This window comes from Campylobacter concisus (assembly GCF_003048535.1).
Taxonomy (GTDB): domain Bacteria; phylum Campylobacterota; class Campylobacteria; order Campylobacterales; family Campylobacteraceae; genus Campylobacter_A; species Campylobacter_A concisus_S.
In genome coordinates, this window is record NZ_PIRQ01000003.1 from 181,972 (window position 1) to 198,575 (window position 16,604).

The following is a 16,604-nucleotide window of genomic DNA, read 5'->3' on the forward strand; positions in this document are numbered from 1 at the left end:
TTAGTCCCAAAAAGCAAGTAAAATTTTACTCTTCACTACTGCTATTGAGAGCAAAAAAAGTATCAGTATGGATATTTTCAAATGCTGCTTTTAGCGAAGTAAAAAGTTTTGGATTTTCTTTTTCTAAAGTTGCTAGAAGCTGTTTGGTTTCATATCTAGCATGCGGCATCTTTACGTCAAATCTCATTGCAGGGCATGCTTCATCACCGATGACTCTCAATTCATTTTTGATAGCATTTTCACGAAGCTGTCTCTCGCGAACGAAGATAAATGGCCTAACAACCGTGATTCCATTTTTTGCAGTATATTTTGGAGCAAGCGTCCTTAGTGCACCATTATATGTAAAGTTCATAAAAAAGCTCTCCGCCGCATCATCTAAATGATGAGCAATCGCGAGTTTATTAAAACCATGCTTTAAGGCGTAAGTATAAAGATAGCCTCTTCTCATACGAGAAAAGAAACTACAAAAACTGGAATTCTTACGGATTTTCTCTTTTGAAATTTCAAAGATTGAGCTATCTATCACTTCATGCTCTATTCCGTGCTCATTGCAATGCTTCGTAAGATAAGCATAGTCCTCACCCATGCCGTAGCTTAGCGTTACTGCTTTAAACTCAAATTTTTCAGGTGTAACGTTTTGGATATGCTTTAGTACGTGAGCGAGTGCGAGGCTATCTTTACCACCGCTAAGACCAAGCAAGATCTTATCTCCGCCCTCTATCATATTGTATCTGGCATTTGTCTGACCAACTTGCCTAAGAAGCCTTTTACTAAGCTCTATCATAAGCTTTCTACCATTTCAAGTATAAATTTTGCACTAACATTTGCTGAATCTTGCAAAAATTTATCAAAGTCAAACTCTGCTGCATCACCAGCTCCATCGCTGATAGCTCTTAGTATAAAAAATGGCACACCAAGTGTTTCGCAAACTAACGCAACGCTAGCACCTTCCATCTCGGTAGCGCTCGCATTAAATATCTTTTTAATCCAAGCTTTCTTTTCATTATCGCAGATAAACTGATCTCCGGTCGCAATAATACCAGCGCTTAAGCTCATATCTTTTTTATCAGCTATCTTTTTTGCCAGTTCATTTAGCCCTTCATCACTTTTGACAAAGATACTTGTGCCTGGCACATAGCCATAAGGATGGCCAAAAGCCGTGATATCAAGATCATGTTGCACCAAGCTAGTAGCATAAAGCATATCACCTATTTTTAAACTCTCATCAAGTGAGCCAGCTACGCCAGTAAAGAGCAATTTTGAGGCCTTAAATTTTTCTACCATTAAAGTTGCCGTTATGGCTGCATTTACTTTACCTATCTTTGAATAGGCAATGACTAGCTCTTTTTCTTTATAGTTTGCTAAGTAAAATTTATTATTTGCATATTGAACAGTTTTATATTCACCGATTATTTCAAGGATCGGTGTTATCTCCTCTTGCATAGCTCCAAGTATCGCTATCATCTCTCCTCCAAAATTTTCACAACTTCTTCAAGACTTGCCATATCGGTAATACTATAAGTTGGCTTTTCAGTAATTTTTTTATTGATGCCCTTTAATGTCGCAGCACCAAGCTCGATAAAACAATCAACATCATTTTCATAGTTTTTAATGCTTTGTTTATAGCAAACTGGTTTTATTAGCTGCTCTTTTAGCAGGACTAGCGCTTCACTTTTATCGGTATAAATTTTAGCATTTACATTTGAGACAACAGGAGAAAATTTGGTAGCCAAAGTACTCTCAAGCTCGCTTGCCAACCTAACACTAGCTGGTTCAAGTATCGGACAATGGCTTGCTACCGACATATTTAAAAGCATTGCTCTTTTTGCGCCAGCTTCTTTAAATTTTGCTTCATAGCTAGCAAGATCAGCTCTTACGCCAGCGACAACGATTTGTCCATCGCAGTTGTAGTTTGCAGCATAAATTTGCAAACCTTCTTCTCTTGCTTTTTTACAAATTTCTTCAACCACTTCATCACTAAGTCCGAGAACTACCATCATGCCAGCATCTTTGCCAACGCAGGCTTCTTGCATAAATTTACCACGTAAATTTACAAGCCTAATCGCATCAATAAAATTAAATGCTCCACTAACTGCAAGAGCAGTAAATTCTCCAAGTGAGTGCCCAAGACTAAATTCTGGTTTTTCTTTAATAAAATTTGAAAAAGCCAAATAAGTCATTAGCGAGTTTAAAACGATAGCTGGCTGAGTGAATTCTGTTTTATCTAACTTATCGTTTTGTGTAAATAAAAGCTCTTTGTAATCAATGCCAGTATCATTACAAGCATCATTTAAAAGTAACTTAGCAGTAGAAAAATTTTCGTAAAAGTCTTTTCCCATACCAATACTTTGCGAGCCTTGGCCCGCAAAAACAAAAGCAAATTTTTTCATTTTAGCTTCTTAGTGATGGTGATGTCCGTGTCCACCGCAACCGCAACCACCATCCTCGTGTCCGTGTCCATGACCACCGCAGCACTCATGTTCATGCTCATGATCGTGACCACCGCAACCACAAGTATGAGCCCCAGCTACCATACCTGTTGCTTTTTCATCTTCTGTTGCATCTCTAACTTCTAAAACTTCAACATTAAATAGTAAATCTTTACCAGCATATGGGTGATTAAAATCAACTGTTACTTCGTCATCTTTGATCTCTTTAACAATAACACGAACGCTTGAGCCATCCTCATTTTGACCAAAAAGTTCCATTCCTTCATGTAAATCTATACCAGCAAACTGCTCTTTTGGTAACGACTGGATGGCTTCGTTATTATATTCACCACAACCCTCTGCTGCCTTTACGCTTATAGTTGCTCTTTCGCCTGATTTTAACTTGCTTACTTCTTCTTCAAGCTTTTCTATAATATGGCCATGCCCTGTTATAAACGAAATTTGGCCACCTTCTTGCATGTTTGACTCTAAAATTTCACCAGTGTTAGCATCTTTTAGTTCGTAAAACATGGTTATAACTTGATCTTTACTCACAACAATCTCCTTAGATTTGGTTTTTTGATTAATGTGAGATTATATCTAAAAAAGATTAAAATTTAGTTTCTATTAGGAGAGGCTTTGGCTTCTTTGCTATCTGGATAGCCGACTTTTAAAGCTTTATAAAATCTATTTGCACTTTGCGTGTCACCTATCTTATCAAAGCTTATAGCTGTGTGATATAGAAGTTTTGGCGTATAGTCAGCCTTATCTTCGTTCTGTATGCTTTTTTTGTAGTATTGTATAGCTGTGCTGTATGATTTTTGACTGTAAGCAACTTCACCTAAATAATAATTTGTTGCACCAGTTTTATAGCCTTTTTTATTTAAATATTCAAAATATCCAGCTGCTTCTGTGCTATTGCCAGAATTTAAAAGTTTAATGCCATCAGCCAAAATATCTTTATCGCTTTTTCCACTAAAATTTGAAGTTGGCTTGTTTTGTTGTTTTGGATTTGTATTTTGCTTTGGTTGGGCAGCATTTTTATCCATTATTGCACCTAATTTATTTAAGGCAGCAGTAATATTTTTGTAGTTTTTGTCTTGTATATCTCTAGTTTCATCAACATAAGCCTTCAGTGATGTCAAACTTACACCAGAATCACTTATGCCACCATTTACCTTCGTCTCTATATCATTTATTCTTTGCTCAAGCTTATTCATTCTAGCACTCATGCTCTCAATCAAGCTTTGCAAACCTTGAAGTTGTTCTAAAACATTATTCATATTCTCTTCAATATTTTGAACACTTCGCTTATTATTTAAGGTAACTTTTTCATTATCAGTTAGACCATATGGATTCGCACTATCCATATTGCCTGCATCAAAAGCTGAAATCTCTTGACCGGAGGTAATAGAGATAGTGGCTCCAATGAGAGCCACTATAATTAATTTTTTGTTCATTATTATTTAATTATAAATTATGGAAGTACTTTGAAATCTGCACGTCTATTTTGAGCATCGCAAGCTTTTGTTTTATCTGTGCAAACTGGATTGCTTTCGCCGAAGCTAACTACAGCGATTCTATCAGCACTAACGCCATTTCTTACAAGAGCATCTTTAGCGCTTTTAGCACGTTTTAAACCAAGAGCATAGTTATACTCATCTGTACCCCACTCATCGCAGTTACCTTCTACTTTTATAGAAAGAGCTTGAGCGTCAGCTTGGTTGAATACTGATGCATTTGAGCTAACAACGCCTTGTTGATCAGCTTTGATATTAAATTTATCAAAGTCAAAATATACACTTTTAACTTGACTCTCGATGTTAGCAATAAGAGCTGCTAATCTATCAGCATCGCTCATGCTACCTGAATTATCTGCAGATTGATTTGAATTTGAATTCATATCAACTTCAGGGTTTTTTGAGCTACAACCGCTCAACAATAAAGTTGCAACTGCAACACTTGCTAGAACTACTTTTTTCATTCCTTATCCTTTTTTAGAAATTTGGTCGAATTATATCACAAAAATTTTAAATTTTATCAGAATATTACCAATCTATAGATTGAATTTTTCCTACTTTTAAAGGAAACTGAAAACTTCTGTTTTCATTTAACCTAATAACTCCTAGTGAACTTTGACCGCCAAGCTCTTTTATAAAGACGACACTTTGCCCATCGCTTGAGAATCTTGGATAGTTATTTTTGCCATTTGCTGTAAGCTGGCGTATAAAATCCGTTTGAGTTGAAATTAGATATATATTAAAACTACCGCTTGCTTCCCTACTTGAATAAACAACATAATTTTCAAATGTGCTTACAGAGTTGTTATTCTTACCATGAAATACCATTTGTTCAACGCTTCCGCCAGAAATCGCAGGAGTTGCAAAAACGTTAGGATAACCAAGCCTATCTGATACAAAAACTATTTTGCTATCATTATCTACAAAATTTCCATTTACATCTATGCCTGGATAATTAGTAATCTGCGTCAAACTTTTACTATTTGTATTATAGATAAAAATATCTGGCTGATCTTTTGGTGCCATGGTTAATAGAATTTTACTTCCATCTTTACTAACATCTGAGGCTATAAGCATGCCAATGCTATCAATTATCTTTGTTTTTGTACCAGAATTTAGATCATATCTAAATAAAGTTGGCTTATTATTCACATAAGATGTATAGTAAAATTTACTTTGATCGGCTCCTGCCCATTTTGGGAAAATGTTTAGACCGCCACTTACTATGGTCTTTTGATATGTAAGTGTATAATCAGCAACTATGATAGAGCTTTGGCGAGCTGAAGTATATTTTGAAAGAATAATAAATTTTTCCATCCAACCAACTGGTGGTAAATTTAGTTCATTAGTAAGCTCAACTATACTTTTATGAGCCAAAAACGGATACTTTGCGCCGTCTGGCATAGTATAAACCTTCTCATATCTTGTAGTTGCTGTTTTAGCGTTTATCAGTTTTACTCTTAAAGTAAGAGGTGAGCCCATAGAGCCTTCAAGAGCATATCTAAAGATAAGCTCGACGCCTTTATCACTCATTGTATTAGTAGTTGCATCCCCTTCATAGGTAGAAGGCACATGATCTTCGATTACTTCAAAATCGGAACTAACCTTTAGATCTCCTAGCATGATTTTAAAGAATTTATCTTTAAAACCCATATCGCTAACAGCAGTTGTTGCATCTTGCAAAGCTATCTTTGGCAAGGCAATACCTTGATTTACAACAGATATGGTTGCATCAGCAGCATAAAGCCCTAGAGCAACACATAAAAAAAGAAAAATTTTCTTCATCTCTACTCCATAATTTTATAAATTTTAGTTTATTTTATCTTCTAAATTTAAATTAAAAGTAGTGCTTTTGTCTGGATTGAATGGAAATTTCTCCGTTGTAAGTTTTTCTAAGCACTCTCTTACTTTTGCGTTAAATTCTTCATTATATGATAGCTCTAAAATTTCATAGCTAAAATTTCCGCTCTGATCTATCATAACTTTAACTTTAGCTAAATTTGCAGAATCAGCCTTATAACTTTGCCATCTTCTTTGAATTTGTTTTGTTATCGCACCCATTAGTGGATCGTAAGTACCGGTAGATTGTGATTTCGGAGCGGTTGGATTTTGATCTATCTTTAAACTCTTTATTATATCACTAGCTTCTTTTGCGGCTTTTGAACTAGAAGCCTCGCTCTTTTTACGGCTTTGCACTTTATTTTCAACCTTTTTTATACCATCATCTTTTTTGAGTTTTGTAGGGTCTATGTCACTAAAGAGGTCTTTTATATTTGGCTCTTTTGGTTTTGGCTTTTCAACTGGCTTTGGTGTAGGCTTAGGCTCAGGTTTTGGCTCTGGCTTAACATCTTCTTTGGGTTCTTCACTTGGTTTTAAAATTTCTGGTTTTGGTTCTGGCTTTGGCTCAGGTTTTGGTTCCTCTTTTGGAGGAGTTGGTAAGCTTGGCGTAGGCAATGGTTCATCTGGTACAACAGGCTTATTTGTAGTCTCTTGCTTATCTTCTTCAGATTCCTTTTTAGGTTCAGGCTTTGTCTCTTTAACTACTTCATCTGCTTGTTTTGGAGCTTTAATGGTTTGATCAACTTCTCTATCAACCATAACCACATCCATAATAGCATCTTTATCATCGGTATATTTTTTAGGAGGTTCTGCAAAAAAAGTAAGCTTTATAAACAAAACAAGTATAATAATAACGTAAATACAAGATGCTACAAGAAACGAACTAAGCGTTGGAAATTTAACTTTATTTGACATCTTAACCGTTTGTCTCTAAAGCTACTTTATTAAAACCAGCACCTTTCAAAGTCTTTAATACAAACATAACATCATCGTATTTTAAATTTTTGTCAGCTTTTATATAGATAGGCGAGGTTTTATCGTATTTTGTACTCATTAATGCAATATTATCAGGAAACTCAGCAAGGCTCATAGTACTCTGATCAATTCTAACTTGTCCTTGCGAATTTATAGATACTATAAGGTCTTTTTGCTTAGATGTTGAAGTTTTCGCCTTTGAACCATCTGGAAGAGTAATATCCTCTTGATATGTTATAGTTGGCATAGTAACCATTAAAATGGCTAGTAAAACAAGCATAATATCAACAAGAGGAGTTATATTTAGCTCTGGTGTCTCATCGGTAAATTTAACGGCCATTTATAGTATCTCATCATCTTTTTTAAGTGCTATCATAACATCAGCCTGACGCTCAATAACACTCATTAATTCATAAGCTTTTCTTTTTATGAGTAAATTAAATGTATATGCTGGGATGGCAACAAAAATTCCGCAACCAGTTGCAACAAGTGCCTCTGAAATAGCTGGAGCGATAATACCAAGTGATGAACCTCCACCATTTCCAAGCTGTGAAAATGTCTCTAAAATAGAAACAACGGTTCCAAAAAGACCGATAAAAGGCGAAGTAGATGCTATTACACTTAGCCACGTTAGTCCACTTGTAGCATTTTTCTCGGCTATGCTTATACATACATTTAGTTTTTCTCTTGAAATTCTTCCATTTGCACATTTTCTCAAAGACGAATCATTTGGAATATTTTTAGCACCCATAAGCAGTGCTTCAAGTGCATTTTGCTCACGTTTTTGCCAAGCTCCAATACCAGCCATTCTTGAAAAAAGAATTGTGAAACTAACTATAAAATATATTGACAGCCAAGTTAAAACAATAATTGTAATAAAACTACTTCTTTGAATGTAATTTAAAAATAAATCTATGCCGCCCACTTATCTAGTTCTCACTACATTTTCCATTTTAGATATAGTTGCTGCAAAAGCATTTGTATCACTACTCATGCTCTCTATCAAATTTCTAGCAGCTTCCAATGAATTTGCAAGCTCGCTTTCACTATCACCAGAGACGTAAACCGCACCGTCAGCAAGTATTACTACCTTACCTTCGTCAATCTTTGCATAGCCCCAGTTAATCGCAACAACATCATGTTTTTTATTTTTATGTTCTATATCTATAATACCTGCTTTTAAAAGAGATATTAATGAGGCGTGGTTTGGCAAAACACCAAACTCACCCTCGCTACCTGGAAGCACTACACTACTCACGTCATCATTAAATATCTGACCTTGAGGAGTTACGATCTCTAAATGTAATTTATCCATTACGCTTCCTTTTTAAATTTAAGCCTTAAGTTTCTCAGCTTTAGCTAAAGCCTCATCTATATTTCCAACCATATAAAATGCTGCTTCTGGTAAATGGTCATATTTACCCTCTAAAATTCCCTTAAAGCCAGCAATATTTTCGTCAAGACTTACATATTTACCAGGGCTACCTGTAAATACTTCAGCAACGAAGAACGGCTGAGATAAAAATCTCTCTATCTTTCTTGCTCTATCAACTGTTAGCTTATCTTCTTCGCTAAGCTCGTCCATACCAAGGATAGCGATGATATCTTGAAGGTCTTTATATTTTTGAAGCACAGCTTGAACGCCGCGAGCTACCTTATAGTGATCTGCTCCTAAAATTTGAGGATCAAGCATTCTTGATGTTGAATCAAGTGGATCAACAGCTGGATAGATGCCTTTTTCTGCGATCGATCTGTTAAGAACTGTCGTAGCATCAAGGTGAGCAAAAACAGTTGCAGGAGCCGGATCTGTAAGGTCGTCAGCTGGAACATAAACAGCTTGAACAGAGGTAATCGAACCTTTTTTGGTTGATGTAATTCTCTCTTGGAATTTACCCATCTCACTTGCAAGAGTTGGCTGATAACCAACAGCTGACGGGATACGTCCAAGTAGAGCTGACATCTCTGCGCCAGACTGAGAAAAACGGAAGATGTTATCGATAAACATCAAAACGTCAAGTCCCATCTCATCACGGAAGTACTCAGCCATTGTAAGACCAGTTAGCGCGATACGGTTTCTTGCTCCTGGTGGCTCGTTCATTTGGCCATAGCACAAGGCAACTTTATCCAAAACGTTACTTTCTTTCATTTCGTGATAAAGGTCATTTCCTTCACGAGTTCTCTCACCAACGCCTGCAAATACAGAATAACCGCTGTGTTTAAACGCAACATTGTGAATAAGCTCCATAATAATAACCGTTTTACCAACACCAGCACCACCAAATAGGCCTACTTTACCGCCCTTTGCGTAAGGAGCTAGAAGGTCGACTACCTTGATACCAGTTTCAAAAATTTCACTCTTTGTGCTTTGCTCTTCAAATGGAGGAGGATCGCGGTGAATAGACCAGTGTTTATCAAAATTTATACCCTCACCCTCGTCGATCAAATCACCAACTACATTAAAAATTCTACCTAGAACTTTTTCACCAACTGGCACACTAATAGGTGCACCAAGCGCTTTAGCCTCTAAGCCACGAGTCAGACCTTCACTCATATCCATAGCAATAGTTCTGACTCTATTATCACCTAGGTGAGCAGCAACTTCTAATATTAGTTTATGTTTCTTGCCCTCAACATCAAAGAAAACTTCGATAGCTTCATTGATCTTCGGCAAGTAGTCATTAAAGTCAACATCGACCACAGGGCCTATAACTTGACTAATAACACCCTTCATTCATACTCCTTTTATTTCATTGATTCAACACCACTGATGATCTCAATAAGCTCAGTGGTAATAGACTCTTGTCTTGCTTTATTGTAAGCAAGATTTAACTGTTTGACGCGTTGTTTAGCATTGTTTGTTGCATTATCCATAGCTTGCATTCTAGCGCTGTGCTCAGCCGCCAAAGAGTCAACCAAGGCATAATACATACTATACTCAAAATATTTATTGAGCAATTCATCCATAATCTTAGTATAGTTATCTTCTGGCTCAAATTCCATCAAAGAATTTGTCTCAACAGCAACTATCTTAGACGGCTCAATAGGCACAATATCATTTACTCTAATCTCTTGAGAAATCATATTTTTATAACCATTGTGTATTAACACGACTTTATCAGTTATGCCATTTGTAAAGTCATCGATGGCATCTTTTATGATTTTTTGAGCTTTTTCATATGTAGGAGAAGAGCTAGCTCCGACGTAAGTCTCAAGTAGCTCAACGCCTTGAAAATTGAAAAATTCTATACCTTTTTTACCAACAGCTCTTAGTCTGACCTTGATCTTTTTGGCTTTTAGCTCATCAATCATGCGCCTAACTGTCTTTATAGTTTGGACATTAAAGCCACCGCAAAGCCCTTTATCAGCGGTAACAAATATAATATCAACCTTTTCTACACTCTTTGTTGTATTAAAAAATTTACTCTCAGTCATAACTGAAGCATATTGATTGATCTTATAAGCTATCTCTGATAAAACCTCATTGATCTTAAGAGCGTAAACTCTAGAGTAGCGAGCAGCCTCTTCGGCTTTGCGAAGCTTTGCTGTTGAGACAAGCTTCATCGCACGCGTCGTCTTTTGAGTGTTCTGGACGCTCTTAATCTTTCGTTTTATATCTTTTAAATTTGACATATCTTAGCCCTAGTTAGCGGCAAAAGTCGCTTTAAAATCTTTCAACGCTTTATGTAAAATTTCTTCTACTTCTTTATCAAGAACCTTTTTAGTTCTGATTTGCTCAAAAATTTCAGGGTATTTCGCCTCAATATATGGATATAACTCGGCTTCAAATTTTGTTACATTTGTAGTTGCAACATCATCCAAATAACCCTTAGCGCCAGCAAATATAATAACTACTTGATTCTCGACTGGAAGTGGAGAATATGGAGGTTGCTTTAGTACTTCAACCATCTTTTGACCGCGCTCTAGTTGTTTTCTTGAGCTCTCGTCAAGATCGCTTGCAAATTGAGCAAACGCTTGTAGTTCACGGTATTGAGCAAGGTCTAGTCTTAGTGTACCAGAAACTTGTTTAATAGCTTTTATTTGAGCTGCACCACCGACACGAGAAACAGAAAGACCAACGTTGATCGCTGGGCGGATACCTGAGTTAAATAGGTCACTCTCAAGGAAAATTTGACCATCTGTAATAGAAATAACGTTTGTTGGGATATAAGCTGAAACATCGCCTGCTTGAGTTTCGATTATAGGTAGAGCTGTTAAAGATCCAGCACCTAATGCGTCATTTAGTTTACTTGCTCTTTCAAGAAGTCTTGAGTGAAGGTAGAAAACGTCGCCTGGGTAAGCTTCACGGCCTGGTGGTCTTCTTAAGATCAAAGACATCTCGCGGTAAGCAACCGCGTGTTTTGACAAGTCATCATAGATGATTAACGCGTGGCGAGAGTTATCTCTAAAGTATTCACCCATTGTTACACCAGCATAAGGAGCAAGGTATTGAAGAGCAGCTGCATCACTAGCGCCAGCGTTTACAACTATCGTATAGTCCATAGCTCCATACTCTTCAAGCTTTTTAACGACTTGAGCAACGGTTGATTGTTTTTGACCGATAGCTACATAGATACAAATAACATCTTGACCTTTTTGGTTGATGATAGTATCGATAGCAACTGTTGTTTTACCAGTTTGGCGGTCGCCAATTATTAGTTCTCTTTGACCTCTACCGATTGGTACAAGTGCGTCGATAGCTTTGATACCTGTTTGAAGTGGCTCATGAACGCTTTTTCTTGCCATGATACCTTTTGCTTTTTCTTCGACAAAGCGAGATTCAGTAGCGTCAATTGGGCCTTTTGCGTCGATTGGCTCACCTAGTGAATTTACAACACGACCAATTAATGCGTCACCAACTGGAACGCGTAGAAGTTTTTTAAGCCTTTTTACAGAGCTTCCTTCTGTGATACCGCTAGTTTTTCCAAGGATAACTATACCAACACTGCTCTCTTCAAGGTTAAGAGCCATACCTTTTTCGCCGCTTTCAAACTCAACCATCTCACCAGCCATAACGTTTTTCAAACCATAAACGTTAGCAACGCCATCAGCGACTGAGATGACTTTACCGGTCTCTTCTACATCAACACTTAAATCAAAATTTTCAATACGTTCTTTGATTATCGTGCTAATTTCGTCAGCTTTAATTTTTGCACTCACGCTTTCACTCCTTTTTAAATTGCTTTTAATATATATTCACTCATTTGACTTTTTAGTCTGTCGATAGAGAAATTTACCTCGACACCTAAATCGTCTAACTCAACTTTTACACCGTTGTAATCGCTCTTTGAGCCATCAAGCTTGATCTTAGAGTTAAATTTCTTAGAGAAATTCTCTTCCAAAGCTTTTAGCTGCTCAGCGCTTAGATCAAAATTTCCAACAACTTCGCCGCGATATGTATTTTCAAGCAAAGATTGCTCTATCTTCATCTCATCTAGTATCGAAGGTATAAGCTCTAGCCTTTTGTTTGCACCAAGAAGCTCTATAAAATTTGCAAATTTGGCATCTTGATTTTTAACCAAAGATAGTACAAATTCAACCTTTTGTGAAGCCTTTAATGTCGGCAAGCTTATAATGCTTTTAAATTTATCGCTAGCAAAAGCAGCAGCTAGCTCTGATAAATTTTCAACAAATGCATTAAGTTCATTGGATTTTACATCGCTTAAGATCGCTTTTACGTATTTTTTAGCTACTACTTCATTCATTAGCTAACCTTTTTAAGTATTATATTTATAAGCTCTTTTTGATCGACTTTTAGGCTATAGCTTGAGAAAATGTCGCTCAAAATTTCATTTACAACGCCTTTTATCATCTTGCGCTCTTCAAATTCTTTTTGCTCTTTATAGCTCTTTTGAAGATTTGCTATATCATTTTGAGCGTCGCTTTTGACCTTAGCAGCTAAATTTAAAGCCTCTTTTTTAGCAGTTTCGATTAGGGAATTTGCATTTTGTTTAGCTTCCTCAACACGTTTTAGAGCATCATCTTTTTTGGCTTTAGAATCGCGTAGCTTCTCTTGGATACTTTCAAGCTTATTTGCGATCCTGTCAATTCTGCTTTGATAAAGAGCTTTTAGTGGCTTAGCTGCAAAATATACCAAAATAGCAAAGAAAAGTAAGAAGTTTAGTGTTCTCTCGACTATGTCGTAGTTTGTTCCACCATGCTCGCTAGCGTATGCTAAAAATGGAAGTGCTAGAAAAAATAAAATTTTTATCTTCATAAATTTCCTTTAAATTTTAGAGAGCTTGGCATTTAAAGCCGCTCTAAGTTCAGGTAGTTTAGCTGATAGATCTGCCTTTAAGTTATCTTTCTGAGAGCTTAGAGCATTTAAAAATTCATTATAATTAGCCTCTAAACTACTCTTTACGGCATTTACTTCTTTTAAAGACTCTTCTTTTGCCAAATTTAAGGCTTCTTGCCTTATTTTATTGGCCTCAGTCCTTGCGTTTAATATAATCTCTTCAATCTCTTTTTCATGAACACTTAGATCACTTGCATTTTTACTAGTACTCTCTTCATCATTTTTTATAGAGGCATTTCTGTCATCTATGAATTTGAGCATTGGCTTATAAAGCAAGGAATTCAAAATAGCGATCAATACCAAGAAAACGACAGCCGTTAAAAGCATCAATGGCATATCTATTTCTAACATCCACTCTCCTTATTTTATCATTAAGTTTTATTTAATATTCAAATTAAAGTCTGATTTTACAATAAATTACTAAAAATAAAAATAAATTTGTAATTCTATTTTAGCCTAGCAATAAATTCTTCCACCTGTGAAATATTATTAAATTCTAAAACTAGATTGCCAGATTTTACTTTTGTCTTTATCTTTAAATTTTTAAAAATTTCTTGTAAATTTGATAGCTTTTTACTCATTTCCTCAGAAATTTTTGGTTTTTTGTCTTTTATCTCTTCCTTGTTTTTTATCTTTTTTACTAAAATTTCTGTGTCTCTAACGCTTAACTTTTGACCGATGATCGTATCAACAACCATCTTTTCTTCTTCGGTGCTAAGCCCAACTATAACTTTAGCGTGACCTTGTGTAAGCTTATCTTCTTGTAAAAGTTTTTGTGTATAGTCGCTAAGAAGTAGAAGTCTCATTGTGTTTGTTATTTGAGTTCTGCTCTTATGAATGATGTTTGCTAAGCCGTCTTGTGTGATCTTATACTCATTTATAAGCTCTTTATACGACTTTGCGAGTTCGATCGGATTTAAATTTTCACGTTGAATATTTTCGATAAGTGCAAGCTCTCTTAAATTTTGAGACTTGATGTCAGCGATGATCGCCTTTATCTTGCTTGCTCCAAGCATCTTTGTAGCGCGGTATCTACGCTCACCGGCTATTAGCATATAGCCATCATCTTTTTTGATAACGATTATTGGTTGGATCAATCCATGCCTTTTGATGCTGGCACTTAGCTCTTTTAAGGCCTCTTCGTCAAAATGCGTTCTTGGCTGGTATGGGTTTGGTAAAATTTCATCTATATTTATCTCTTCGACTATCTCAGAGTCGTTTAAATTTGCAATCTCTTTGCTGTAGGCCTGCTCTACATCTTCAAGTATCGCACTAAGTCCACGCCCTAATCCACCTTTTTTAGCCATTTTTTTCCTTATTTTTTAGTTTAAAATACAATATGCCAAATTTTGATACGCGATCGAGCCTGGTGATTTTATATCATAAAGTATCACTGGCTTACCAAAACTTGGGCTTTCAGCAAGTTTCACATTTCTTGGCACTACTACAAATTCCTCTTTGCTATCCTTACTCTTAAAGAGCTTATTTTCAAAATGCTGCTTCAAATTAGCAATTGTCTCTTTTGAGAGATTATTTTGCGAACTAAACATAGTCGGCAAAAAGCCCTTTATATTTAGCTTCGGATTTATTGTCTTCTTAATAATCTTAACCGTATTTAAAATTTGAGCCAAGCCTTCAAGTGCGTAAAATTCACATTGAATCGGGATGATAACACTATCGCTTGCGCTAAGAGCATTTACTGTGATACTGCCAAGTGCTGGAGGACTATCAATGATGATAAAATCATAGTCGTTTACAACTTCTGAAATTTTATTTTTAAGGATTAGTTTATAGTCCTTATTTTGATCGTTAAATTCTTGCTCGATGCCGACAAGTCCGATGTTTGATGGAGCTAAAAAAAGTGTTGGGATCTCAGTTTTTAATACGATTTGTGAGAGCTTTTTCCTATCTGTTAAGACGTGATAGATGTTAAACTCATAGTCGCTTCTGCTAAAACCAAGTCCAGTCGTCGCGTTTGCCTGTGGATCGATGTCTATTAATAATACTTTTTTCTCAGCAACCGCCAGTGATGCGGCTAAATTTACGGCCGTTGTGGTCTTACCAACGCCGCCTTTTTGGTTAGCTATTGTTATTATCTCGCTCATCTTAACGAATATACCTTTTCCCCGTTTAATAATATCGCTCCATCATCGCAAATTTCAGCATCCTGAAGCGAAACAGCTCTATTTGCAATATGCGTAATAAAACCTTTTGACTTGCAAAAGTCTATCCTAAATTTGCTAAAAATTGGCTTCCATAAAATCTTTTTATCAAGCATGCTAACAAAGCCCCAAACCAGCTCATCTACGCTAGTTTTTATATCCAAAATGCCCGCATTTTCGGGCGCGCTAGCTAAATTTATCCCCATGCCACAAATGTAAATTTCATCCACTTTATTTGTCAAAGTGCCACCTATTTTGCGACCATCTACGTAAAAATCATTTGGCCATTTTAGCCAGCATTTTGAGCCAAGTTCGCTCAGGACTTCACGCATCAACATAGAAAAATATATTGAGATCGAGGGCGGAGGTATGTCGCTTGGCAACTCATCTTCGCTTATGCAAAATGACATAAACAAATTTCCGCCAAGCCCTTCCCAGCTGTTGCCGCGGCTACCGACCCCTTTTGTTTGATTATACGCCACGACCATATACGGAGCTTTTATCTCGCCGTTTTTTAGGGCGTCTATCAAAAATTCCTGCGTCGAAGGCAGACTTTGGAAAAACTCAACCTTCAAATCACACCTTAAATTTATAGAAGTGATTTACCGGATTTTGTCCGCCACCGATGATGACCGCGTTTTTAATAGCGTTAAAGATATAATCATGCGCATTTTTTACGCTCTCTTTTAGGCTATGTCCATTTGCTAAATTTGAAGCGATCGCGCTTGATAACGAGCAGCCTGAGCCGTGAGTTGCGGTCGTTTTTATGCGCTCATCGCTAAAAATTTCATACTTGCTGCCATCATAAAATATATCAAGCGACTTGCCTTCTATCTCGCCACACTTTAGATAGACGCTCTTTGTGCCAAATTTCAAAAGCTCCTTGCAAGCCTCTTTTAGCTCGCTCTCGCCCTTTAGCTCACGCTTTAAAATTTCGCGCGCTTCAAAGATATTTGGCGTGATCACGCTTGCAAGTGGGAAAAGCTCCTCCACGATCGCATCTTTTGCAGCGCCTTCTAGCCAGATATCGCCATTTTTACAGCTCATAACAGGATCAAGCACGACTGGTGGTAAATTTTTGATCTCTCTTAGCGTTTTTGCGACGCTTTTGATGATCTCAACGCTTGGGACGACGCCTATTTTTATCACATCAACTCTTATATCATCAAATATCGCCTTGATCTGATCCTCGATGAGCTTAGTATCAACTAGCTGCATGCCAAATATGCCCTTTGTATTTTGAGCAGTGACCGCCGTAATCGCTCCCATCGCATAGATGCCGTGTGCTATAAAGACCTTTATATCAGCTAAAACTCCAGCTCCGCCGCTTGGATCAACGCCTGCTATACTTAGCGCATTTTTCATATTTTCTCCTATTAAATTT

21 protein-coding genes are annotated in these 16,604 nt (G+C 36.7%); all 21 read right to left on the reverse strand.

What is annotated here, in order from left to right; genetic code table 11:
* Positions 1–25: 25 nt before the first annotated feature.
* The 21 genes from CVS93_RS04265 to thiD all read right to left on the reverse strand — a co-directional run bounded on the left by CVS93_RS04265 (position 26) and on the right by thiD (position 16,585).
* Positions 26–784, reverse strand: a complete 759-nt coding sequence (locus CVS93_RS04265) for a tRNA 2-thiocytidine biosynthesis TtcA family protein (RefSeq protein WP_107686696.1) — start codon at positions 782–784, stop codon at positions 26–28.
* Positions 781–1,464, reverse strand: a complete 684-nt coding sequence (locus tag CVS93_RS04270) for a 5'-methylthioadenosine/adenosylhomocysteine nucleosidase (RefSeq protein ID WP_107686697.1) — start codon at positions 1,462–1,464, stop codon at positions 781–783. The genes CVS93_RS04265 and CVS93_RS04270 overlap by 4 nt, the downstream gene beginning before the upstream one ends.
* On the reverse strand, positions 1,461–2,390 hold the full coding sequence (fabD, locus tag CVS93_RS04275) for an ACP S-malonyltransferase (RefSeq protein ID WP_107686698.1): 930 nt from the start codon (positions 2,388–2,390) through the stop codon (positions 1,461–1,463). Before fabD ends, CVS93_RS04270 begins: the two co-directional genes overlap by 4 nt.
* A 9-nt stretch (positions 2,391–2,399) precedes the next feature.
* Entirely contained in the window at positions 2,400–2,990 is a 591-nt protein-coding gene (locus tag CVS93_RS04280) for an FKBP-type peptidyl-prolyl cis-trans isomerase (protein WP_234400089.1), read from the reverse strand.
* Between the two features lie 56 nt (positions 2,991–3,046).
* Complete coding sequence (locus CVS93_RS04285; RefSeq protein ID WP_107686699.1) at positions 3,047–3,889, reverse strand: tetratricopeptide repeat protein; 843 nt, start codon at positions 3,887–3,889, stop codon at positions 3,047–3,049.
* 17 nt (positions 3,890–3,906) lie between these two features.
* Positions 3,907–4,413, reverse strand: a complete 507-nt coding sequence (locus CVS93_RS04290; RefSeq protein WP_021090913.1) for an OmpA family protein — start codon at positions 4,411–4,413, stop codon at positions 3,907–3,909.
* Positions 4,414–4,477: 64 nt separating this feature from the next.
* Entirely contained in the window at positions 4,478–5,734 is a 1,257-nt protein-coding gene (gene tolB, locus CVS93_RS04295; RefSeq protein ID WP_107686700.1) for a Tol-Pal system protein TolB, read from the reverse strand.
* Between the two features lie 24 nt (positions 5,735–5,758).
* A complete protein-coding gene (locus CVS93_RS04300; RefSeq protein ID WP_107686701.1) occupies positions 5,759–6,703 on the reverse strand; it encodes a TonB C-terminal domain-containing protein in 945 nt (314 codons plus the stop codon).
* A gap of 1 nt (position 6,704) precedes the next feature.
* The gene (locus CVS93_RS04305; RefSeq protein WP_072593819.1) at positions 6,705–7,103 is read right to left on the reverse strand and encodes a biopolymer transporter ExbD; all 399 of its coding nucleotides are present in this window, start codon (positions 7,101–7,103) and stop codon (positions 6,705–6,707) included.
* Positions 7,104–7,688: a MotA/TolQ/ExbB proton channel family protein gene (locus CVS93_RS04310; RefSeq protein WP_051288435.1), complete on the reverse strand. Its 585-nt coding sequence runs from the start codon at positions 7,686–7,688 to the stop codon at positions 7,104–7,106. It abuts the gene before it with no gap.
* The gene (gene atpC, locus CVS93_RS04315; RefSeq protein ID WP_021090667.1) at positions 7,689–8,078 is read right to left on the reverse strand and encodes an ATP synthase F1 subunit epsilon; all 390 of its coding nucleotides are present in this window, start codon (positions 8,076–8,078) and stop codon (positions 7,689–7,691) included.
* An 18-nt stretch (positions 8,079–8,096) separates the two neighbouring features.
* On the reverse strand, positions 8,097–9,494 hold the full coding sequence (gene atpD, locus CVS93_RS04320; RefSeq protein ID WP_107686702.1) for a F0F1 ATP synthase subunit beta: 1,398 nt from the start codon (positions 9,492–9,494) through the stop codon (positions 8,097–8,099).
* A gap of 11 nt (positions 9,495–9,505) precedes the next feature.
* Entirely contained in the window at positions 9,506–10,393 is an 888-nt protein-coding gene (gene atpG / locus CVS93_RS04325; protein ID WP_002939426.1) for an ATP synthase F1 subunit gamma, read from the reverse strand.
* A gap of 9 nt (positions 10,394–10,402) precedes the next feature.
* Complete coding sequence (gene atpA, locus CVS93_RS04330) at positions 10,403–11,920, reverse strand: F0F1 ATP synthase subunit alpha (protein ID WP_107686703.1); 1,518 nt, start codon at positions 11,918–11,920, stop codon at positions 10,403–10,405.
* A gap of 14 nt (positions 11,921–11,934) precedes the next feature.
* Entirely contained in the window at positions 11,935–12,465 is a 531-nt protein-coding gene (locus tag CVS93_RS04335) for a F0F1 ATP synthase subunit delta (RefSeq protein ID WP_107686704.1), read from the reverse strand.
* Positions 12,465–12,977: a F0F1 ATP synthase subunit B gene (locus tag CVS93_RS04340; protein ID WP_107686705.1), complete on the reverse strand. Its 513-nt coding sequence runs from the start codon at positions 12,975–12,977 to the stop codon at positions 12,465–12,467. Before CVS93_RS04340 ends, CVS93_RS04335 begins: the two co-directional genes overlap by 1 nt.
* A 9-nt stretch (positions 12,978–12,986) precedes the next feature.
* Entirely contained in the window at positions 12,987–13,409 is a 423-nt protein-coding gene (locus CVS93_RS04345; protein WP_107686706.1) for a FoF1 ATP synthase subunit B', read from the reverse strand.
* 95 nt (positions 13,410–13,504) lie between these two features.
* On the reverse strand, positions 13,505–14,365 hold the full coding sequence (locus tag CVS93_RS04350) for a ParB/RepB/Spo0J family partition protein (protein WP_107686707.1): 861 nt from the start codon (positions 14,363–14,365) through the stop codon (positions 13,505–13,507).
* Positions 14,366–14,380: 15 nt separating this feature from the next.
* A complete protein-coding gene (locus CVS93_RS04355) occupies positions 14,381–15,163 on the reverse strand; it encodes a ParA family protein (protein WP_107686708.1) in 783 nt (260 codons plus the stop codon).
* Positions 15,160–15,795 carry a biotin--[acetyl-CoA-carboxylase] ligase gene (locus tag CVS93_RS04360; RefSeq protein ID WP_107686709.1) on the reverse strand — a complete coding sequence of 212 codons (636 nt, stop codon included), beginning with the start codon at positions 15,793–15,795 and terminating at the stop codon, positions 15,160–15,162. The genes CVS93_RS04355 and CVS93_RS04360 overlap by 4 nt, the downstream gene beginning before the upstream one ends.
* 1 nt (position 15,796) lies before the next feature.
* Entirely contained in the window at positions 15,797–16,585 is a 789-nt protein-coding gene (gene thiD, locus CVS93_RS04365) for a bifunctional hydroxymethylpyrimidine kinase/phosphomethylpyrimidine kinase (RefSeq protein ID WP_107686710.1), read from the reverse strand.
* Positions 16,586–16,604 lie beyond the last annotated feature (19 nt).